The 20,276-nt window shown below is 57.7% G+C and carries 18 protein-coding genes; 14 read left to right on the top strand and 4 right to left on the bottom strand.

The genetic code is table 11. The annotated features are described in order from the left end of the window. Nucleotides 1-170: 170 nt before the first annotated feature. Nucleotides 171-1,805 carry a methyl-accepting chemotaxis protein gene (locus ACFQ95_RS23000; RefSeq protein WP_422834838.1) on the top strand — a complete coding sequence of 545 codons (1,635 nt, stop codon included), beginning with the start codon at nt 171-173 and terminating at the stop codon, nt 1,803-1,805. A 72-nt stretch (nt 1,806-1,877) separates the two neighbouring features. On the opposite strand, the gene purM is transcribed toward ACFQ95_RS23000, so the two are convergent. Beyond that, on the bottom strand, nt 1,878-2,924 hold the full coding sequence (purM, locus tag ACFQ95_RS22995) for a phosphoribosylformylglycinamidine cyclo-ligase (RefSeq protein ID WP_422834837.1): 1,047 nt from the start codon (nt 2,922-2,924) through the stop codon (nt 1,878-1,880). Between the two features lie 200 nt (nt 2,925-3,124). Here purM and ACFQ95_RS22990 point away from each other — a divergent pair, with 200 nt between their 5' ends. From ACFQ95_RS22990 to ACFQ95_RS22955, 8 genes are all read left to right on the top strand, one after another. Beyond that, nucleotides 3,125-4,204: an AI-2E family transporter gene (locus ACFQ95_RS22990; protein ID WP_422834835.1), complete on the top strand. Its 1,080-nt coding sequence runs from the start codon at nt 3,125-3,127 to the stop codon at nt 4,202-4,204. A gap of 14 nt (nt 4,205-4,218) precedes the next feature. Further along, complete coding sequence (hda, locus tag ACFQ95_RS22985) at nt 4,219-4,905, top strand: DnaA regulatory inactivator Hda (RefSeq protein WP_422834833.1); 687 nt, start codon at nt 4,219-4,221, stop codon at nt 4,903-4,905. A gap of 139 nt (nt 4,906-5,044) precedes the next feature. Beyond that, nucleotides 5,045-5,737, top strand: a complete 693-nt coding sequence (locus tag ACFQ95_RS22980) for an HAD family hydrolase (RefSeq protein ID WP_422834831.1) — start codon at nt 5,045-5,047, stop codon at nt 5,735-5,737. Then, nucleotides 5,734-7,380 carry a polynucleotide adenylyltransferase PcnB gene (gene pcnB / locus ACFQ95_RS22975; protein ID WP_422834829.1) on the top strand — a complete coding sequence of 549 codons (1,647 nt, stop codon included), beginning with the start codon at nt 5,734-5,736 and terminating at the stop codon, nt 7,378-7,380. Before ACFQ95_RS22980 ends, pcnB begins: the two co-directional genes overlap by 4 nt. Beyond that, nucleotides 7,373-7,882: a 2-amino-4-hydroxy-6-hydroxymethyldihydropteridine diphosphokinase gene (folK, locus tag ACFQ95_RS22970; RefSeq protein ID WP_422834827.1), complete on the top strand. Its 510-nt coding sequence runs from the start codon at nt 7,373-7,375 to the stop codon at nt 7,880-7,882. The genes pcnB and folK overlap by 8 nt, the downstream gene beginning before the upstream one ends. Nucleotides 7,883-7,891: 9 nt before the next feature. Then, nucleotides 7,892-9,358 carry a Trk system potassium transporter TrkA gene (gene trkA / locus ACFQ95_RS22965; protein ID WP_422834826.1) on the top strand — a complete coding sequence of 489 codons (1,467 nt, stop codon included), beginning with the start codon at nt 7,892-7,894 and terminating at the stop codon, nt 9,356-9,358. Nucleotides 9,359-9,374: 16 nt separating this feature from the next. Beyond that, nucleotides 9,375-10,841 (top strand): TrkH family potassium uptake protein, encoded by a 1,467-nt coding sequence (locus ACFQ95_RS22960; protein WP_422834825.1) that lies wholly within the window; start codon nt 9,375-9,377, stop codon nt 10,839-10,841. 53 nt (nt 10,842-10,894) lie between these two features. After that, nucleotides 10,895-11,263 (top strand): DMT family protein, encoded by a 369-nt coding sequence (locus ACFQ95_RS22955; protein ID WP_422834823.1) that lies wholly within the window; start codon nt 10,895-10,897, stop codon nt 11,261-11,263. A 218-nt stretch (nt 11,264-11,481) separates the two neighbouring features. Here the strand turns inward: ACFQ95_RS22955 and ACFQ95_RS22950 are convergent, their stop codons facing one another. The 3 genes from ACFQ95_RS22950 to ACFQ95_RS22940 form a co-directional block, all read right to left on the bottom strand. Continuing rightward, on the bottom strand, nt 11,482-12,315 hold the full coding sequence (locus tag ACFQ95_RS22950; protein ID WP_422834821.1) for a THxN family PEP-CTERM protein: 834 nt from the start codon (nt 12,313-12,315) through the stop codon (nt 11,482-11,484). Between the two features lie 167 nt (nt 12,316-12,482). Beyond that, entirely contained in the window at nt 12,483-13,571 is a 1,089-nt protein-coding gene (gene opgC, locus ACFQ95_RS22945; protein WP_422834819.1) for an OpgC domain-containing protein, read from the bottom strand. A gap of 346 nt (nt 13,572-13,917) precedes the next feature. Then, nucleotides 13,918-14,202, bottom strand: a complete 285-nt coding sequence (locus ACFQ95_RS22940) for a hypothetical protein (protein ID WP_422834818.1) — start codon at nt 14,200-14,202, stop codon at nt 13,918-13,920. Nucleotides 14,203-14,401: 199 nt separating this feature from the next. Between ACFQ95_RS22940 and epsF the strand changes: the two genes are divergently transcribed. From epsF to ACFQ95_RS22915, 5 genes are read left to right on the top strand one after another with little or no spacing between them, the layout of a single operon-like run. Next, nucleotides 14,402-15,811, top strand: a complete 1,410-nt coding sequence (epsF, locus tag ACFQ95_RS22935) for a chain length determinant protein EpsF (RefSeq protein ID WP_422834816.1) — start codon at nt 14,402-14,404, stop codon at nt 15,809-15,811. Between the two features lie 8 nt (nt 15,812-15,819). Continuing rightward, nucleotides 15,820-16,776: a polysaccharide biosynthesis tyrosine autokinase gene (locus tag ACFQ95_RS22930; RefSeq protein ID WP_422834815.1), complete on the top strand. Its 957-nt coding sequence runs from the start codon at nt 15,820-15,822 to the stop codon at nt 16,774-16,776. A gap of 4 nt (nt 16,777-16,780) precedes the next feature. Further along, nucleotides 16,781-17,809 carry a glycosyltransferase family 2 protein gene (locus tag ACFQ95_RS22925; protein WP_422834814.1) on the top strand — a complete coding sequence of 343 codons (1,029 nt, stop codon included), beginning with the start codon at nt 16,781-16,783 and terminating at the stop codon, nt 17,807-17,809. Next, the gene (locus ACFQ95_RS22920; RefSeq protein ID WP_422834812.1) at nt 17,704-19,092 is read left to right on the top strand and encodes a hypothetical protein; all 1,389 of its coding nucleotides are present in this window, start codon (nt 17,704-17,706) and stop codon (nt 19,090-19,092) included. Before ACFQ95_RS22925 ends, ACFQ95_RS22920 begins: the two co-directional genes overlap by 106 nt. Beyond that, the gene (locus ACFQ95_RS22915) at nt 19,085-20,272 is read left to right on the top strand and encodes an OpgC family protein (RefSeq protein WP_422834810.1); all 1,188 of its coding nucleotides are present in this window, start codon (nt 19,085-19,087) and stop codon (nt 20,270-20,272) included. The genes ACFQ95_RS22920 and ACFQ95_RS22915 overlap by 8 nt, the downstream gene beginning before the upstream one ends. The last annotated feature ends 4 nt before the right edge of the window (nt 20,273-20,276 follow it).

Genomic DNA, 20,276 nt, shown 5'->3' with positions numbered 1-20,276 from the left:
TTTACATTCCGTGCCGCTCGCCAAACAGCAAAACAAATGTGTTGGATGTGCGATGTATGCAAATCTTGCGGCTTTTGTCTTAAATGGTTCACGATGGTGCGTTATCGCGTTGCGTCAGGGCTAGGGCAAGTGCAGCGGTGCTCCTGGTTTTGTAGCAAATGGATTAAACGATGTCGACTTCTGCGCAATGGACCGTACGCGCCAAACTCACGACCGCTTTTGGTGGATTGGCGATTTTGGTGTTGCTCACCTCGGGTTTGGCCGTCCGTGAGTTGGGCAACGCGAACCGTATGTTTGTTGGCTTTGTCGACGGCATACAGGCCCGCGCCGAACTGGCTGAGCAGGTGCGCACAGCGGTAGACCGCCGCGCCATTGCTGCGCGCAACCTGGTGCTGGTCACCCGGCCGGCCGACATTGCGGTGGAGAAGGCGGCCGTTGTGGAAGCGCACCAGGACGTACAGACTCGTTTGGCCAAGCTCAAAGAGCAGATGGCGCAGCCCGGCGTGCTCCCGGCCGACAGGCAACTGGTGGCCGAGATCGACAAGGTCGAAGCCGCCTATGGCCCGGTTGCGCTGGCGATTGTGGACCTGGCCTTGCAGCAAAAGCGCGATCAAGCCATCCTCAAAATGAACGAAGAATGCCGCCCCCTGCTGGCGGCGCTGGTGGCGAAGACGGAAGAGTTTTCGCGCTCCACCGAAGACCGTGCGCAGCAGCTGATTGCCCAGGCCGATGAGCAGTTCACTTTGGCGTGGCGCTTGCTGGTGTCGGCCTGTGTGCTGGCTTTTGCCGCCGCCGCCGTGGCGGGCATCTGGCTCACGCGCAGCTTGTCGCGCGCGCTGGGTGCCGAGCCGGGCACCTTGGGTGAAGCGGCGCAGCGTGTGGCCGACGGCGATTTGCGCCCGGTGGTCGGTGTGCAAAACGCACCTATGGGCAGTGTGCTGGCGTCTCTGGGCGCCATGCAGCAAAGCCTGGTGCAGATCGTCGGCCAGGTGCGCGGTGCGTCAGACTCGATCGCCACCGGCTCAGCGCAGATCGCCAGCGGCAACGCCGATCTCAGCCTGCGTACCGAGCAGCAGGCCAGCGCTTTGCAAGAAACCGCCTCCACCATGACAGAGTTCAGCACCACGGTGCGCAACAACGCCGACAACGCCAGAACCGCCAGCCAACTGGCGCAAGACGCTTCGGGCGTGGCCACCCGGGGCGGCGAGGTGGTGTTGCAAGTGGTCAGCACCATGCGCGGCATCAACACCAGCTCAAGCAAAATTGCCGATATCATCAGCGTGATCGACGGCATTGCGTTCCAGACCAACATCCTGGCGTTGAACGCCGCAGTCGAAGCGGCGCGTGCGGGCGAGCAGGGCCGTGGCTTTGCCGTGGTTGCCGGTGAAGTGCGCAGCCTGGCGCAGCGCAGTGCCGGCGCCGCCAAGGAGATCAAGGCCTTGATCAACAACAGCGTGGCGCAAGTCGGGCAGGGCACGGCCCTGGTCGACCAGGCCGGTCAAACCATGCAGGAGGTGGTGGAGGCGATTCGCCGCGTGAGCCTCATCGTCAGCGACATCAGTGCCGCCAGTGCCGAGCAAAGCACGGGCGTGACGCAGATCAGCCAAGCGGTGGCGCAGTTGGACAACTCCACGCAGCAAAACGCCGCACTGGTGGAGCAGAGTGCCGCCGCCGCGCAGAGCCTGGAAAGCCAGGCCCAGCAGTTGGTGCAGACAGTGGCCATCTTCACGCTGGCGGGCGATGCCGCTGTGCTGCAAGAGCGCGCTGCCGGGCGTTTGCCTGCGCCGCGCGAAGCGGCCGCTTGATCAGCTGAAGGCGCAAGAAAAAAGGCCCGCTGGCGAACCAGCGGGCCTTTTTTTAGGGGGCTGCCTGAGGCCTTAGGCCACGACCACCGCCGCACCTTGGCCACGCGCTGCAATGGCACCAATGGTGTAGACCGTTTCACCGGCTGCGCGCAGCGTGGCGGCAGTGGCTTCGGCTTCAGCCGCGGGCACCACCACCACCATGCCGATACCGTTGTTGAAGGTGCGGTTCATTTCAAAATCGTCGATGCCGGCCGTGTTTTGCAGCCAGGCGAAGAGTTCGGTTTGTGGCCAGCTGCCAGCCTTCAGATGTGCAGCCGTGCCTTCGGGCAACACGCGCGGAATGTTTTCCAGCAAACCGCCGCCGGTGATGTGTGCCAGCGCCTTGATCGGATGCTGGGCCAGCGCGGCCAGCACGTTCTTCACATACAGGCGGGTGGGCTCCATCAACGCCTGTTTAAACGGCTTGCCGTCCAGCGTGGCGGGCAGTGTGCCCGCGGCTTCCGCGCGTTCTATGCACTTGCGCACCAGGCTGAAGCCGTTGGAGTGCACGCCGCTTGAGGCCAGGCCGAGTACAACGTCGCCGGCGGCCACGGTCTGGCCCGTCAGGATTTTGCTCTTTTCGACCGCGCCAACCGCAAAACCTGCGAGGTCGTATTCACCGGGCGGGTACATGCCGGGCATTTCAGCGGTTTCGCCGCCTATGAGGGCGCAGCCAGACAGCTCACAACCCTTGGCGATGCCGCCCACCACCGCTGCAGCGGTGTCCACGTCGAGCTTGCCGCAGGCAAAGTAGTCGAGGAAGAACAGCGGCTCGGCGCCTTGCACCAGCACGTCGTTCACGCTCATGGCCACCAGGTCTATGCCCACGGTGTCGTGCATGTTCCATTCAAATGCCAGGCGCAGCTTGGTGCCCACGCCGTCGGTGCCGCTCACCAGCACCGGTTCTTTGTAGCGCTTGGGCACTTCAAACAGCGCGCCAAAGCCGCCGATGCCGGCCAGCACGCCTTCGCGCATGGTTTTCTTGGCCAAAGGCTTGATGCGGTCGACCAGGGCGTCACCTGCGTCGATGTCGACTCCGGCGTCCTTGTACGAGAGGGGCGTGGCGTTGGATGAGGTCATGTTGAAGCTGCTTGGAGGAAAACCAGTGAAGGGAAAGGGCAGAAACAGGATACGCAGCGCGGAGAAGTGCACGCATCCCTATAGAATTTGCCTGATTTTAAGGGCTACTGACCCTGCCGCGTCCCGCGCCTGCGGACCGTGACCCGCAACGAACTCCAACCGGCCACTGCTGTGGCGCTCTGAATGTTCTTTTTCTTCTCATGCAACTGACCTCGACCCAACGCCACGCCCTGGCCTGGTTGTCGATTGCCGCCGTGACCGTGCTGGCGCTGTGGCTGCTCGGCCCGGTGCTGGTGCCCTTTGTGGTGGCTGCCGTGCTGGCCTATGGCTTGACCCCGGTGGTCGACCGGCTTGACCGCGCTGCAGGCGGGCGGGTGCCGCGGGTGTTGGCCGTGATGCTGGTGGAGCTGCTGTTCTTGCTGGCGCTGATGGCTTTGCTGCTGTTGATCGTGCCCATCGTGGCCAAGGAAATCCCGCTGCTGCGCGAGCAACTGCCCCGTGGGCTGGACCGCTTCAACGACTGGCTGCAGCCACTTCTGGCGCAGTGGGGCCTGAAGGTGTCATTGGACATCGCCAGCCTGAAAAGTCTGCTGAGCCAGTATTTGAATGACAACACCGAAGCCTCGTTGGCGTCTGCCTTGTCCTCACTCAAGCTGGGCGGCAGTGTGGCCCTGGCGGTGGTGGGCAATGCCGTGCTGATCCCGGTGGCCTTGTTTTATCTGCTGATGGACTGGAAGCCGTTTGTGGCACGGCTGAAAGAGCTGGTGCCGGTGCGTGCGCGCCCCGGTTTTGACAGCTTCACCCACGAGGCCGATGAGGTGTTGGGCCAATATCTGCGCGGCCAGATTCTGGTGATGCTGATCATGGCGGCGTTCTACAGCATTGGTTTGGCGCTGTTTGGCCTGGATCTGGCGCTGCCGATTGGTCTGTTCACCGGCCTGGCCATGTTTGTGCCTTACCTGGGTTTTGGTTTGGGGCTGCTGCTGGCCATCCTGGCCGGGCTATTGCAATTGGGTGTGGCCAAGGTGGTGGTGATGGTGGCTGTTGTGTTTGGTCTGGGGCAACTGCTGGAAAGCCTGGTGCTCACGCCGCGCCTGGTGGGGGAGCGTATTGGCCTGCACCCGCTGGCGGTGATTTTTGCGCTGCTGGCGTTTGGCCAGGTGTTTGGTTTTGTGGGCGTGCTGATCGCCTTGCCGGCGAGTGCCGTGCTGCTGGTGGCGATTCGCCGCCTGCGCACCGGTTATCTGGCCAGCCCACTCTATACCGGGGGCAAGGTGTGACCCAGCCTCGGCATATGCAGCAAATGGTGCTCGATATCGGTATGGCCTCGGGGCCTACGCTGCAAAACTTCTTTCCCGGCGCCAATGAAGCCGCGTTGCGCCATTTGCAACTCTGGGCCGGGCCCGAGACCAGCCAGACCACACGTTCACCTGTGCCCAGCTACATCTGGGGGCCCAGCGGCAGTGGCAAGACCCATTTGCTCAAAGCCGTGCGTGAATCGCTGCGCGAGCAGGGCGCCGTGGTTGGCTGGCTGGACCCCAGCGAATTGTCGCCACCCGAGTTCGACGAGCGCTGGGCCGCGATCCTGATGGACGATGTGCACCTGTTCAACGCCGAGCAGCAACACGCGGCGTTTAAATGGTTCGTCAACGCGCAAACCTGGCAACGCTGGGTTCTGGGCGCGGGTGATGCGCCGCCGGCCGATCTGCTGCTGCGCGACGATTTGCGCACGCGCCTGGGCTGGGGCCACATCTACGCGCTGCAGTTGCTCAACGAAGACGAACGCCGTGCCGTGCTGCAGTCTGAGGCCGAGGCGCGTGGGCTGGAGCTCAGCACGGAAGTGGTTGATTTCATGCTCAAACGCTTCAGCCGCGACCTGGGCAGCCTGATGCAATTGCTCGACCATCTCGACCGCTTTGCCATGCAGACCCAGCGCGGGCTGACGATTCCCCTGATCAAATCCATGCTGGAGAATTTGTGAACACCCCCAGACTTGCCCACTTCGTGTGGCTGCCAACCCCCTTGCAGGGGGCAACGTCAGCGGCCCGGCAAAGCCGGTTCCGCGGCGTTCCCCGCGAAGAGGGCGCTTTCATTCATCTCTATCGGCATCCAAGGCAAGCATGAAAAAGCTGGCGCTTTTCGATCTGGACCACACCCTGCTGGCCATAGATTCCGACTATTCCTGGGGTGTGTTCACCACACAGATCGGCTGGACCGACCCGGCCGAATTCAAGCAACGCAACGACGAGTTCTATGCCCACTACAAGGCCGGCACGTTGGACATCCACGACTACGTGCGTTTTGCCACCGACGCCGCACGCCTCCAGGGTGCAGAAAAATCAATAGCGGCACACGCTGATTTCATGCGCTCCATGGTGCTGCCTGCGATCACGCCGCAAGCGCGTGCGCTGGTGCGGCAACACCAGGATGCGGGCGACATGGTGGTCATCGTCACGGCCACCAACGACTTTGTGACCCGGCCGATTGCGAGCGAGCTGGGCGTGTCGGAACTGCTGGCCGTGGAGCTGGCGCGCACCCAGGGTGTGGATGGCCAACCCGGCTGGATCACCGGCGACATCCATGGCGTGCCCTCGGCACGTGAGGGCAAGGTCACGCGTGTGGCGCAGTGGCTGGCCGCGCGTGGCCTAGATTGGGGCGACGTCGACATCACCTTTTACACAGACTCCATCAACGACCTCGCGCTGATGGAAAAGGTCAACCATCCGGTGGCGACCAATCCCGACGAACGGCTGCGCGCGATCGCGACCGAGCGCGGATGGCGCATACTCGACCTGTTCCAAAAATTAACATGATCAAGCAATTCATCGACAAGCTTCTCGGGAAGAAACCCGCCTCCGCTGCTGCGGCCAAGAAAAACAAACTCGGCAAACGCGTGGAAGTGGGCCCCGCAGTCCACGGCATAGACCCGAATCTGGTGGACGAACGCGCCATCGGTGTGGTCAGCACCTTGCAACAAGCCGGGTTTGAGGCCTATATCGTCGGCGGCGCCGTGCGCGACCTGCTGGTCGGCATGCGCCCCAAAGACTTTGACGTGGCCACCAACGCCACGCCCGAGCAGGTCAAAGGCCTGTTCCGGCGCGCCTTCATCATCGGCCGACGTTTTCGCATCGTGCACGTGGTGTATGGCCGCGGGCGCGAGCACGAGGTGATTGAGGTCTCGACCTTCCGCGCGCAGATGGACAATGCTGCGGCCGAGCAGGTCAAAGGCAACGAGCGCACCAGCAAGAGTGAACTGGCGAACATGAAACACGCGGTGGATTCGAGCGGCCGCGTGCTGCGCGACAACGTGTGGGGCCCGCAAGACGAAGACGCCGCGCGCCGCGACTTCACCATCAACGCGATGTATTACGACCCCAAGAGCCAGATCGTGGTGGACTACCACGGTGGCATGGCGGACAGCAAGAAACGCATCATCCGCATGATTGGCGACCCGGCCACGCGTTACCGCGAAGACCCGGTGCGCATCATCCGGGCTGTGCGTTTTACCGCCAAGCTGGGCGCGCGTGGATTCAAGCTCGAGCCGAAAACGGCCGCACCCTTGGTCCACTCGCAAAAGCTGCTGGCCGATGTGCCGCAGAGCCGCTTGTTCGACGAGATGCTCAAGCTGCTGCAAACCGGCCACGCCATTGCCACCATAGAGCAGCTCAAGGCGCTTGGCATGGCGACCGGCATCTACCCGCTGCTGGACGTGGTGGTGGAGCGCGCCGACCAGCCGTTTGTGCGCGCCGCCCTGCAAGACACCGACCGCCGCGTCGGCGAAGGCAAACCCGTGGCACCGAGCTTCCTGCTGGCCTGTGTGTTGTGGGCCGATGTACGCGAAGGCTGGGCGCAGCGCCAGAACAAACACCGCCAACCGCCGTTTGCGGCGCTGCAAGATGCCATCAACGATGTGTTCGACTCGCGTATAGGCGACGTGTCCGGCCGTGGCAAACTGGCCGGCGACATGCGCGAAATCTGGCTGATGCAGCCACGCTTTGAAAAGCGCACCGGCAGCGCGGCCTTCAGCCTGATCGACCAGCCGCGTTTCCGCGCCGCGTTCGACTTCATGCGCCTGCGCGCCGACACCGGCGAGGTCGACGAAGCCCTGGGTGAATGGTGGCAAGAGTTCAGTGTCGGTGATGACGACAAACGCGAAGACCTGCTGGCCCAGGCGCGCGAAGAAGCCAACCAACGCCAGCGCGTGGTGCGTGTGCCACGTCAAGCCGCAGCCGAAGGTGCTGCCAAGCGTGCGGCTCCGGCCAAGAAGGCCGCCATGCCTGCGGGTGACGCTGCGGCTGAAGCCGCAGTTGTAGCGCAGGCCAGTGAAGCAGGCGTCACGGGCGAGAGCGGCGAAGCTGCGGCGCCACGCAAACGCCGCCGCCGTCGCAAACCAGCGGGTGCCGGACGCGCCGAAGCTGGTGGCGCGGGCGCACCCAACGCAGGCAGCGGTGACTGATTTTCCTGGCCTGGGCGCGCGGCCTGAAGTTCGGGCCTTTGTCGCGCTGGGCGCTAATCTGGGTGATGCGGCTGCCGCTCTGCGTGCTGCCGGTCAGGCGATTGCCGCGCTGCCCGGTACCCGCCTGGTGCTCGGCTCGTCGCTCTACAGCAGCGCCCCCATCGATTCCAGCGGTCCCGATTACCTGAATGGAGTTGTAGAGGTTTTGACGCATTTGAGCGCGCCAGATTTGCTGCAGCAGCTACAAAACATAGAGCAGGGCGCAGGCCGAGAGCGGCCGTATTTCAACGCCCCGCGCACACTCGACCTGGACCTGCTGCGGTATGGCCAAAGCCATATCGACAGCCCGCAGCTGACGCTGCCGCATCCGCGTATGCTGCATCGTGCTTTTGTGCTGTTGCCATTGGCCGAGATTGCCCCCGACCAGGTGAGCCCCGCACAATTGGCGGCAGTGCAAGACCAAGACATTCACTGCTTGCCTGGCCCACCGTTGTGTAGCTGAGGATCCAGCATGAAAATTCTGATCATTGGCGCCGGCCGCATTGGTGAAAGTGTGGCGTCCGCGCTGCTGTCCGAGCAGAACGACATCACCGTCATCGACAGCGATCCCGAGCGCCTGCGCGAGCTGCAGGACCGGCTGGACTTGCGCGGCGTGGTAGGCAGCGGCGTCGACCCGGAAGTGCTGGCCGATGCTGGCGCGCGTGATACCGATTTGCTGATCGCCTGTGCCGCACGCGACGAAACCAATCTGGTGGCCTGCAAGCTGGCGCAGATGATGTTCAGCGTGCCGACCCGCATCGCCCGTGTGCGCTCCAGCGGCTTTCAAGAGCACCACGAACTGATGGGCCACGACGGTTTTGCGGTCGATCAAATCATCTGCCCTGAGGCGTCGCTGACCAATTACATAGGCAAGCTGGTGGAGCACCCGGAGGCGCTGCAGGTGCGCGAGTTCGCGGGCGGACTGGCGTGTATGGTGTCGGTGCGTGCCGTGGCCGGTGCACCCCTGGTCAACCACAACATTGCCGAGCTGGCGGCGCTGGTGCCGGGTGTGGCCATGCGCATCGTGGCCATCTACCGGCGGCTCGAAGAAGAGGCCGACCGCTTCATCATCTGTGAAGCCAATGTGCGCATACAGCCCGGCGACGAAGTGTTTGTGCTGGCCGCGCGCGAGCATATTCCGGCCGTGCTGCATGCCTTGCATAGACGTGATCCGGCCACGGCGCGGCCGGTGCAACGCATCCTGATTGCCGGTGGCGGCCGTGTTGGTCTGCGCCTGGCGTTGCAGCTCAGCCAGTCCGAGCAGAATTACAACGTCAAGGTCATAGAGTCGAATCCGCAGCGCTGTGTCGAGCTGGCCACCATCTTGCCGGCCGAAGTGCTGGTGCTGCAGGGCGACGCCACCGACGAAGACCTGATGGAGGAGGAGGGCATTGAAGATGTGGACCTGTTCCTCGCCATCACCAGTGACGACGAAGACAACATCATGGCCAGCCTGCTGGCCAAACAAATGGGCGCGACCCGCGTGCTGGCGCTGATCAACCGGCGCAGTTATGCCGACCTGATGCACGGCACGCAGATCGACATTGCGCTGTCGCCCGCACAGGCCATGCTGGGTGAACTGCTGGCCTATGTGCGCCAGGGTGATGTACAAGCCGTGCACAGTGTGCGCCGGGGCGTGGCCGAGGCGCTGGAGATCGTGGCGCGCGGCGACCGCAAGACCTCGCGGGTGGTGGGCCGCAAGGTGGATGCGATACGCCTGCCGGCGGAGGCGCATATCGGCCTGGTGGTGCGTGGTCTGCCAGAGTCGCACACGGTGCCAGCCGACGACGATGTTGCCGACCTGCCGCCGCCCCAGGTGATCATTCCCAATGGTGACACGGTGATAGAGAGCAACGACCATGTGGTCATCTTCCTGCCGCGCAAGCGCTTGATCCGCGACGTGGAAAAGCTGTTCCGCGTCAGCGCCACCTTCTTCTAGTGTTGGCGTTGCCGGTATGAAAGACCTGTTCCCGGTTCTCCATGTGCTTGGCCTGCTGCTGATGTTCTTCGCGCTGGCCATGGGTGTGCCGTGGGCGTTTTCCTGGTGGTTTGCCGATGGTGTGATGCTGGCCTATCCGCTGTCCATGATGATCACCCTGGCCTGCGGCGTGAGCCTGTGGCGCGGCTTTGGCCAGTTCTCGCGCGAGTTGCATCCGCGCCATGGCGTGATGCTGGTCACCTCCACCTGGGTGGTGTTGCCGCTGTTTGCTGCACTGCCCTTGCTGCTGGCGTTTTCGCTGTTGCAGCAGCCGCTGACTTTTACCCATGCCTACTTTGAAGCCGTGTCCGGCCTGACCACGGCCGGCTCCACTGTGCTCAGCGGACTGGACGCTTTGCCAGTGTCGGTCAACATCTGGCGCACCTTTTTGCAGTGGGTGGGTGGCATGGGCATCCTGGTGCTGGCCGTGGCCGTGTTGCCGCTGCTGGGCATGGGCGGCAGCCAGTTGTTCAAGGCCGAGGTGGCGGGGCCGGTGAAAGACACCAAACTGACTCCACGCATGGCCGAAACCGCCAAGGGTTTGTGGAAAATTTACTCGGTGATGTCGGTGGCCTGTTTTCTGGCGTACTGGGCCTGTGGCATGACACCGCTGGACGCGCTGATGCACATGTTCACCACCGCCAGCCTGGGCGGCTTGTCACCACACGACGCCAGTTTTGCGTACTTTGATTCAGTGCCGCTGGAGCTGGTGGCGATGTTCTTCATGCTGCTGGCCAGTTGCAACTTTGCGCTGTACTTCATCGCCGTGCGCAAGGGCAGCGTGCAGGTGTTTTGGCGCGATGCTGAGATGCGCGCCACCATGACGGCGTTGCTCGGGGGCGGCCTGCTGGTGTCGCTGCTGCTGTGGGTGAAAGGGGTTTACGCGCCGCTGACCGCACTGCGTCTGGGCATGTTCCATGTGATCTCGGTCGCCTCGACCACGGGTTATGCCTCGGTCGACTTTCTGCAGTGGCCGGTGTTTGCGCCGGTGTTGATGCTGCTGCTATCGGGTGTGGCGACCAGCGCGGGTTCCACGGGCGGCGGGATCAAGATGGTGCGTTTGGTGATCCTGGTGCAGCAAGCCCTGCACGAGGTCAGACGTTTGGCGCATCCACGCATGGTGCAGCCGGTCACGCTGGGCCAGCGCGTGGTTGAGCCGCGCACCATCTTTGCGGTGCTGGCGTTTATGCTGGTGTATGGCGGCTCCATCCTGGTGCTGGGCATGGTGTTGCTGGCCACCGACCTGGACCCCGTCACCGCGTTTTCCATCGTCATCGCCAGCATCAACTGCATGGGCCCGGCCCTGGGTCAGGTTGGGCCCGCGTCGAATTACGCGGTGCTCAGCGATTTTCAGATCTGGGTGTGCACCTTTGCGATGGTGCTGGGGCGGCTGGAGCTGTTGAGCTTGATGGCGTTGCTGACGCCGTCGTTCTGGCGGCGTTAGTCTTTACCTGGCGTCCTACAAGACGCTTGGTCCATCCTTTGCATAATCCCGCCATGCAATTTCTATCGTCCATTCCTCTGTCGCTGCAGACCATTTTGCTGCTGGTGTTGTCCAACGTGTTCATGACGTTTGCCTGGTACGGCCATCTGAAGAATCTGGCGACAGCGCCCTGGTACCTGGCGGCAGCGGCGAGTTGGGGCATTGCGCTGTTCGAGTACCTGCTACAAGTACCAGCCAACCGAATCGGTTTTCAGCAGGCCGGGTTCAGTCTGGGGCAACTGAAGATCATGCAGGAGGTGATCACGCTGTCGGTGTTTCTGCCCTTTGCCATGTTCTACATGGGCGAGCCGTTCAAGCTGGACTACGTTTGGGCCGGGCTGTGCATGGTGGGCGCGGTGTATTTCATCTTTCGCGGGGCTTGATCGCACGTCGGATGGGTTGCAGCGCTGCCGCCCAACTAGATTTCCATGGGTGTCCCAAGTGGGCCTCACTGCTGCGTGAAGCGGGCGACTATTGGACGGCAGTCCTGGAATCAGTCGCCCGACATCCTGTTCCTGCAGAACGGCTTTGTACCTGCGTGTTCACTTCTATCCATACTCGGTCTCTGTTCTAAACAAGGCCAATGGACAGAGCCTCTGTGTCAACTCTCCACCCGGTCCGACCGAGCACGACGCTTTTGTCGAGCGCCCAGCGCAGCCGCCAAGCCTAAACCCATCAAAGCCAAACTCGATGGTTCGGGTACTTCAGCCGCCACATTGGTGATGGTGAAGTTGAAGGTGAAGGCGTTGGTTTCACGTTCCTGCGTAGTGAATCCGGTGCAACCCGAAGCCGCATTCGCTGCGGCACAGACTTCATCTGAGAGTGTGTAGAGATCTTCTGTCGGCGCGAAAAAGCTCACCTTGTAGGTATTCCCATCCAGGCTGAATGTGTTTTCAAGCACACCCGTGATCACAAAAATATCGGCACAAGGGCGTGTGCTATCCGTCACTACGCAAGTCGATAAGGGGACGTTATTAGCCGTTTCCACAAACTGGATGAAATACGGCAACGTCGCCGGTCCAAAATCTAAACCTGCGACTGGTGCAAGAGAAGAAAGAGTCAGGGATGATTGGACTATCGCCGTCTGCAGAGTCCCGGTAGTTGCCGTATTGTTGTAATGAACATAGGTATTGGCGATCCCTGCCGCGCCATTGGTCTGTATGACACCTGTGGCATTGCTGTTCACTATGCCAAGTCCACTGCGACTCGGGTTACCGATAGGGGAGAGGTTTGACGTACATGATCCCCAAGACAATAAGCTGCCGCTTATGGAGTTGCAACCACTTGAATTGGAAAAAGTGGGTGATGCGGTATCAAAGGCTGCACTCACGGTGTAGTTCCAATCCGTAATGACGGGACCAGCAACGGCAGAACCAGTCGTGACGCAGGCCAGTGTTGCCACACCTAAAAGCCAGGCGCATTTAATAGATTTCATAGTGAAAGTTCCTCACACATTGATTGAGATTTGAAGTCCCGGGAACACGAGGCCGCGACATTGATTTGTATCGGTCTCACCAATCAATTGACTCCTCCTTGATATTGAAATAAATTTCCTGAAACTGAAAATCTAGCTCTATAGGATTGGATCGGATTTTGAGGAGATTATTCTGCGCTTCTTATCGGACTGAGTGTGGGGTGGGCGCGATTCAGATGGGATTTCATCAATGTGGTGATGAGAACTCCCGCAATCACAAGAGCATTTACCAAAATATATGATGAGAGATTATTTGGCAAGTTGAGCCAAATCCCACCCAGAATATAAGTAATGGGGATGCTCATTGCATAACACTCTAAAGTGTTTTTTCCCACATTGGTTAGTAATTTCTCAATCCACCTGGCGTTATGCATCAGTATGGTAGAAAAGGCTGCCATTGTGGCTACGCCCAAAAACGCATGTGCAAAATTAAAGAAACCTAGATTGGTTTTAGAGAAGAAAGCACTATGCAATCCGGTGCCAATGCCTAGGCGAAAAATTACTGCAAAGATAGTAAAAATTATTAAAATGTATGCAATATTTTTCTTCGATTTGTCGAGCCATGCGAAAAAAGGTTTATGCATACCAATTTTCCCGAGGTACATGCCGATAAAGAAGATGAATTGCCAAGCAAATGGATTGAAATTCCATAACCAGTCCCCGTCTGGCGAGCCTCCTGGCAAATTGAAATGGGGGAAAAATTTCGTAACTAAAAAAATGCTGCCTGATATGCAGAAAAATAAAATTTTGTTGTACTGAAGTAGCGCCGCCGCCGCAGGCGTTAAAAGCATTAATAGAACATAAAGTTGTAACACGCCGAGTAAATAGGGGTGCTGAAGAAGTAGCAGGAACTTGGCGGTCGCGAAAAGTGGGTTATCAAGTGAATAGTTCAGGTCGGTGGCGACTTCAACCTTGTTTGGCAAAAAATAGACTAAGGTAATGACCAGGATATATGTCAATAAGTTGTATAGGTAGATTTTTCCAGCCCTAGAGAAAGTTTTTGATTTTAAATTGGCTTTGCCGAGATATACCAATCCAACCATATAGCCGGAGATTAGAAAAAATATTTCGGCTGACGAGGAGTAGCCAAAGTGAGTCAAGGTAGGAATGTTTATCCCTTGATAACCCAAATCATCCAGTAGGGAACCCATATGGTTCAACGCAATGGTAATCATTGCCAGACCTCGAATAATATCGATGCGAATTTCTCGATTCATGGTCTGTTCTGAAGTGTTAGGGCCGATATAACGGCGTGCGCCAATGTGTCACATGGAGCCAAGGTGCCGATACCGAGACAAACACGCAGCAACGCGCCACTGCGGGCCAGTCTCGTGAGTTCGGGGGATGTTGTCAGGGCAATTTTTGTGCTCCTATCCCGTATGAGGAAATTTGGGTTTCCTAAAACCCTTGTCTGTCTTTACTGGCGCAAGCTTGGTTGGCAAGCCAGTTGCCACACGACTAATCCAACTTTGTCTCGCTGCTTGATGCGAACCAAATCAGGAAGATCGGCCACGTTGGCTCAAGCAAGCTTGGGGCGACAGTTTCCCCAAGGGGCACAAAGCTTCAGTTCATCCGGCGTCGAACAACCAAGCCCATGATGGCTAGACCGGCGAGCAACATACCCAGTGTGTTGGATTCCTCCAGCGCCGCAACCGGGTTGTTCGATCGACCCTCGGTTGCCACCGTGCTGGTGGTCATCAGTTTGGGACGTGTCGGCTGGTCGATGCTGCTGGAGATAGCAGTCGTGGTGCGCAGGCTGTTGGCCTGAATTTTGGACTGTTCCACGGCAGCATGGACGTTTGTTAGGGCTGTGAAAGCCAAGGCCGTCACTGCAACTTTGATTGACATTCTGTGCATCATTTACTCCCCCTTAGCGCTGGACTTGCGCTAGTTCCTAGGGTTAGTATGTAGAAAATGCTGCGGCGCAACAATAGTCCGAAAGCACTAATTTGCAGAAAGTACCAGCAGACACAATGCGCTTTGAATGGGGCCAATTTGTCCGTGCGAACCGCATGTGGCGTGGCGCGAATCTTGCGAAAGCTGCGAAATGACCATTACTGAAATTTTGATTGCGTTACGTGCCCGCTGGCGAATTGCCGCCTTGGTATGGGTTCTTGTTGTGTCTTTCGTGGTCGGCATAACCTTGCTTCGCACGCCGCAGTACACGGCGACTGCCGCCGCCGTGCTGGACGTGAAGTCTCCGGATCCCATCGCCGGAGTAGTGCTCCCTGGTTTGAACACGGCTGGCTACATGGCTACGCAGTTGAACGTGATCCAGAGCGAGCGGGTAGCCATAAGGGCCATCGAAAAGTTAGGCTTGGATCAAGACGCCAAGCTCCAAAATCAGTGGCGCGAGGACACCGATGGCCAGGGGGAGTTCAAGTCCTGGCTTGCTGGCGGGATGATGCAGAAGTTGGACGTAACGCCGACCAAAGATTCAAATGTGATCACGGTGGCCTACACATCGCCTGACCCGGCATTTGCCGCCGATGTGGCAAATGCGTGGGTGAAGGCCTATATCGAAACTACGCTCGAGTTACGTGTGGAACCCGCCAAGCAGTACAACGGCTTTTTCGATACGCGGGGCAAAGAACTGCGCAGCGTGCTGGAAGAGGCGCAGGCTAGGTTGTCCGGTTTTCAGCAGAAAAGCGGCATCATTGCCACAGACGAAAAGGTCGATGCAGAGAGTCTGCGGCTAGCGGAGCTGACTTCTCAACTGGTTGTTCTGCAAGGTATATCCAACGAGTCCAGTGGCCGACAGTCTCAATCGGTGGGCAACCCCAACCGCATGCCCGAGGTTTTTAATAATCCGCTGATTCTCTCGATGTCCACCGAACTGGGCCGCGATGAAGCCCGGCTGAACGAACTGAGCGCAAAGCTCGGCGAAAACTATCCAGAAATAGTGGAGCTGCGCGCCAAGATTGCGCAGATCAAATCGGCTATCGACAGTGAAACCAAGCGTATTGTGGGGAGTTTGGTTGTCACCAACAACATCAACCAAACCCGCTTGGCCCAACTGCAGGCATCTGTTGCCGAACAGCGCGTAAAGCTTCTGGGCCTGAAGAGTCAGCGTGACCAACTCACGGTGTTGCAGCGAGACGTGGAAAACGCACAGCGCTCTTACGACGCCATTGTGTCCCGTGCCGGGCAGAGCGATATGGAGAGCCAAACTACGCAGACCAACGTGTCCGTACTCAAGCGTGCGGTTGCTCCGATCAAGCCGTCGTCCCCACGTGTCGCTCTCAATATTGCTGTCTCCTTCTTGGTTGGGGCCCTGCTTGCGTTGGCTGCCGCGTTGATGCGTGAAGCGCGCGATCGGCGTTTGCGTACCGATGGCGACGTGCTTAAAAGCTTGCGTCTGCCTCTGTTGGGAGTGTTGCCCGCCAAGTCGAATTCCAAACGCGGCAGTGCTCGTCTGCGGCCTGCTTCAGGTTTCAAAGCAATTAAAACGGCCTAACGCACCCTATGAAATCTATGCAAGGTGATGTAACCCCCCTACGTGCCATGAAAGTGCTGGCGGACAGCGAGCACCAAGAGGTGAACGCTGCGGCATCGCATTCTGCGCAGAGCGCGGATGCACGGGTGGTGGGGCGATCGATCGGTGACCTGATCCGCGAAGCACGCAATCTCAATCAGCAGCAGATTGAACAGGTCTTGCAATACCAACGCCAACACCGCGTGCCGTTTGGTGAGGCGGCTATAGCGCTCAAGTTTGCGACGCGGGACGACGTGCTTTGGGCTTTGGCGCAACAGTTTCACTACCCCTATGCCACCCAGGGCGATGTCGCCAATCTCAACGAAGAGTTGATTACGGCGATTGACCCGTTCAGCGACGAATCAGAGATTTTTCGTGACGTGCGCAGCCAATTGCTCGCGGGCATCATGGCCCCCGATCTGCCACCGCGCGCGCTGGCCGTGTTGAGCCCTGACGTGGGTGACGGTAAAACATTCTTTGCCGCCAATCTTGCTGTGGCGTTCAGTCAGCTTGGCGGGCGCACCTTGCTGGTAGATGCAGACATGCGTACGCCGCGGCAGCACGAGATTTTCAATGTACCTGGCCGAACTGGGCTCAGCAACATTCTGGCAGGGCGAGCAGAGGCGGATGTGATTCATGAATCCACCGCCTTGCCTGGCGTTTTTGTGTTGCCTGTTGGTGTGGTACCGCCTAACCCGCTTGAGTTGGTACAGCGCCCAACGTTTGGCTTGCTGATGCATGAGCTGTGCGCCAAGTTCGACCATGTGGTCGTCGACACCCCAGCCGCAACCCATGGCGCCGATGCGCGCGTCATTGCCGCCAAGTGTGGTGCTGCACTGGTGATTGGCCGCCGTGGCCGTAGCCGCCTGGATGCGATTGAAGTGCTGGTTGGGCAGGTCCAAAAAAGCCACGCCAGATTTGCAGGGGTCATGATCAATGAACACTGAGGCCTTGCACAACATTCTTGTCGTGATCCCGACGTTGAATGAAGCACGTGGCATTCAGCCGGTCATTACACGGCTGCTGGAAGATCTGCCCACTGAAGCCAGTGTTCGCCTGGTCGTGATGGATGGCGGCAGTACCGACGGTACGGTGGCGCTGGTTGAAAAAATGGCGGCCAGCGAGCCGCGGTTGCAAGTGCGCCCCAATCCCAAGCGCATCCAGAGTGCGGCGGTCAATTTGGCCGTGCGCCAATTTGGGCAAGATGCACAGGTGCTGATCCGCTGTGATGCGCATGCTGTTTACCCGCGTGGTTATGTGCGTAGTCTGGTGGAAAGTTTGCAGCGCACGGGTGCCGATGCCGTGGTGGTGCCCATGGACTCCACTGGCGACAACTGTGTGCAGCGCGCGGTGGCCTGGGTGTCTGACACGCCTTTGGGCTCTGGCGGTTCGGCTCACCGTGGAGGGCGCAAAAGCGGCTTCATCGACCACGGCCACCACGCCGCTTTTCGCATGGCCAGCTTTACCCGTGCCGGCGGTTACGACGAAAGCTTCTCGCACAACGAAGACGCCGAGCTGGACTGCCGCCAACGGGCGCTGGGTAGCCGCATCTACCTGGACGCCGAAATTCGCTTGGGCTACCACCCGCGGGACACTTTGCGTGGATTGTGGCGGCAGTACTTCGGTTATGGCAAAGGGCGTGCTCGCACCGTGCGTCGCCATCCGGGCTCCTTGCGTCCTCGGCAATTGGCGGTTCCGGTGCATCTGTTGCTGTCGGTCCTCTGCATTGTTTTGGCAGTGTGGCTCCCATGGTTGCTGGTTTGGCCGGCGCTCTATGTAGCCGCATTGATCGGCGCATCGTTGATGATCGCGCTGAGGCGGGGTTCGGTTTGCGGCCTGTTGGCCGGGCCTGCTGCTGGGGTCATGCACGCTGCATGGGCAAGCGGTTTCGTTTGGAGTTTTGTGTTTTTGCGCGAAAAGCAGTGGACTCCCTCTGCCGCATCGCCTTTTTGGCAAGACTCCTCTCTGCCGCAGGGCTGAGCTCAATGACAGCGGCTCATTTGCCAGCGGTGAAGTCAGCGAACCGGGAATTCGGTTTGCTCAAAGGCGCAGATGCGATTTTGGTACGCCGCCGAGTCGACCGATGGTTGACTTGTGCGCCTGTCATCACCGCCACATTTTTGTCGAAGATATCTATCCCACCTTTTGGCGCGCTGGGACTTTCATTGGCGATTCCCCAGCTCTGCCTGGCCGCCGCTGTGGGCGTGTTGTCTGGGCGCTTGCTTTTTGATGCACGCCGATTGCAGTTTTACATTCTGCTGTTGTCCTTCATGGCATTGGTGCAGGTGACGCGTGGAGATAACTATTCGCTCCCCTCGCTTCTTTTGTTCGGTGCCCTTCATTTTCCTTATGTGTTAAGCCTCACAGGGCGACCTGATTATAAAAAGGTGCTTGCCTTTTTTCAGAATGTTGCTCTTGTGATTGCTATTTTGGGGATTTTGCAATATTCGATTCAGTTTGCAATAGGGTCAAAGTTTGCTTTTCCTCTTGAGAATTTTTTTCCTGAGCCATTTTTGGTTTCGAAATTTAATCAACAAGGGTATTTGGAGTACGGTTCTGATGTCTACCGTGCCAATGGCGTTTTTATGCTGGAGCCATCGTTCTTCAGCCAATTCCTTGCTGTTGCAATAGTGGTTGAAGCCATTTCTTTTCGACGCCTGTGGGTATTTGGTATTTTTTTTACAGGAATGGTTGTCTGTTTTTCTGGCACGGGGCTGATGTTGTTGGCCGCCTGTTTGCCGTGCCTTGCTATCGCAAAAAGGAGGTTTGACCTTCTCGCCGCAGGTGCAGTGGGACTGGCGGCGGTGATTTTTTTGGCGATGCTGATTGACCATCCATTTTTGAATGTTTTCTTTAAGCGAGCAAACGAATTTTCGGCAACGGGATCCAGTGGCTTTGCTCGTTTTGTAGGTGGCTTCTATCTCTTTGAGCAATTCTTGTGGCCGGAGCCATTGCGGGGATTATTCGGGTTTGGTGCGGGTTCCTTACAGGCCTATCAGCAGAAGGCTACCCTGCCATCAGGCGGAAATGCTTTTTTCAAAATGGTTTTTGAATTTGGCATTGTTGGTGGCGGACTGTATTTCATTTTTCTTTATTATTGTCTTGCGCGAAGTGCTGCGCCAGTCATGATCCGGGTTGCGGTAGGCCTAACCTATTTCCTTAGCGGTGTTTACATTCCATTTTCACATGCGCTAGCGCTGGCTCTTGTGGTGTGGCCGAATCCTCCTCAAATTACTAAATCTGAAGTGGAAGATAATGAATAATTCTTTGAATGAGCGTGATACGCGAATTGATTTTATTCGTGGTTTTTTTATCTTGATGATGTGTGTGGATCATTTTGGTTATTTGCTTTCCTTGATAGGAACAAATGCCAAAGCCAAGATTTACACATATAATAGCATTGGTTTGTCGTCCGGTGCTGAGTTTTTTGTTTTTTTCTCCGGCTATGTGATTGCGATTGTTTATTCAAAATCAATGCAAAATCGAGGTTTTTGGAAAACCCAGTTAAGAGGCTTTCACAGGGCATGGGAGCTGTATGTCAGAAATGCCTTTATCTGGTTGTTGGCTGTCGCAATGTTGTGTATATTTTTTACAGACAATACAAAATTGTTTGAAGTCACGCAAATTGCTAGAGCAAATATTTTTCCAATGAGTGGCATTCCAGCATTCATGACTCTTCAGTATGCTCCAACATATTTGGAAGTGTTGCCTCTATATATGGTTTTGATGATTGTTGCGCCCGGCTATATTTGGCTACAGAAGCGTTTTGGCCATTTGTCAATTATATTTTCTGGATTGATTTGGCTGGCTGTGCAAATTCATCCGCAATTGAATTTTTATAAAAATGATTCGCCTTGGAATTTCAATCCATTTGCTTGGCAATTTGTTTTCTTTCTTGGAATGTGGTTCGCCAAGGAACTTCCTTTGACGTCGTTTAATCGCGACAATTTCAAAGTGAAGATTGCCGGAGTGATCGCTGTACTTATTGCTTTTATGCTTCTGAAGCTGGTTGATAAGTATGATGTCTCAATGCCAATCATTGGGTCTATTAACATTCCTTGGCACGATAAGCCTAATGTGGAACCATTGCGCTTGATCCATTTTATGCTGGTAATTTATTTGGTTGGTATTGTGATGCCATCGAATGATTGGGTGAAGAAACGGTTGTTAACAAGGGGCGTGGCTCAGGTTGGAACAAATTCATTGGATTGTTTTTGTTTCAGCATTCTCTTGAATTACGCCACAGCGGGTTTGTTTTCAATGACAGAGCGTGGCACGTTGGAATATTTCATTTTGGAGTTTGTGAATGTTGCCGGTGTTGTTTTGGCAGCATTTTGGTTTACGTGGTTGAAATCTCCTCCTTGGCGTCCTCCTTCCAGCGGCGCGTCCAAGGCCTCCGCGCCCACGCCAGTCGCTGCCACATCAGGTTTGTCGCACGCCTGATTTC

This window comes from Variovorax sp. HJSM1_2, from assembly GCF_049316285.1.
Taxonomy (GTDB): Bacteria; Pseudomonadota; Gammaproteobacteria; order Burkholderiales; family Burkholderiaceae_C; genus Rhodoferax_B.
This window is presented reverse-complemented; position numbering and strand designations above follow the sequence as displayed.

Bases quoted from the DNA above. Each gene is read 5' to 3' on its own strand.
- ACFQ95_RS23000 (WP_422834838.1), top strand. From the start codon at position 171: ATGTCGACTTCTGCGCAATGGACCGTACGCGCCAAACTCACGACCGCT.
- purM (WP_422834837.1), bottom strand. From the start codon at position 2,924: ATGACCTCATCCAACGCCACGCCCCTCTCGTACAAGGACGCCGGAGTC.
- ACFQ95_RS22990 (WP_422834835.1), top strand. From the start codon at position 3,125: ATGCAACTGACCTCGACCCAACGCCACGCCCTGGCCTGGTTGTCGATT.
- hda (WP_422834833.1), top strand. From the start codon at position 4,219: ATGCAGCAAATGGTGCTCGATATCGGTATGGCCTCGGGGCCTACGCTG.
- ACFQ95_RS22980 (WP_422834831.1), top strand. From the start codon at position 5,045: ATGAAAAAGCTGGCGCTTTTCGATCTGGACCACACCCTGCTGGCCATA.
- pcnB (WP_422834829.1), top strand. From the start codon at position 5,734: ATGATCAAGCAATTCATCGACAAGCTTCTCGGGAAGAAACCCGCCTCC.
- trkA (WP_422834826.1), top strand. From the start codon at position 7,892: ATGAAAATTCTGATCATTGGCGCCGGCCGCATTGGTGAAAGTGTGGCG.
- ACFQ95_RS22960 (WP_422834825.1), top strand. From the start codon at position 9,375: ATGAAAGACCTGTTCCCGGTTCTCCATGTGCTTGGCCTGCTGCTGATG.
- ACFQ95_RS22955 (WP_422834823.1), top strand. From the start codon at position 10,895: ATGCAATTTCTATCGTCCATTCCTCTGTCGCTGCAGACCATTTTGCTG.
- ACFQ95_RS22950 (WP_422834821.1), bottom strand. From the start codon at position 12,315: ATGAAATCTATTAAATGCGCCTGGCTTTTAGGTGTGGCAACACTGGCC.
- opgC (WP_422834819.1), bottom strand. From the start codon at position 13,571: ATGAATCGAGAAATTCGCATCGATATTATTCGAGGTCTGGCAATGATT.
- ACFQ95_RS22940 (WP_422834818.1), bottom strand. From the start codon at position 14,202: ATGTCAATCAAAGTTGCAGTGACGGCCTTGGCTTTCACAGCCCTAACA.
- epsF (WP_422834816.1), top strand. From the start codon at position 14,402: ATGACCATTACTGAAATTTTGATTGCGTTACGTGCCCGCTGGCGAATT.
- ACFQ95_RS22930 (WP_422834815.1), top strand. From the start codon at position 15,820: ATGAAATCTATGCAAGGTGATGTAACCCCCCTACGTGCCATGAAAGTG.
- ACFQ95_RS22920 (WP_422834812.1), top strand. From the start codon at position 17,704: ATGGGCAAGCGGTTTCGTTTGGAGTTTTGTGTTTTTGCGCGAAAAGCA.
- ACFQ95_RS22915 (WP_422834810.1), top strand. From the start codon at position 19,085: ATGAATAATTCTTTGAATGAGCGTGATACGCGAATTGATTTTATTCGT.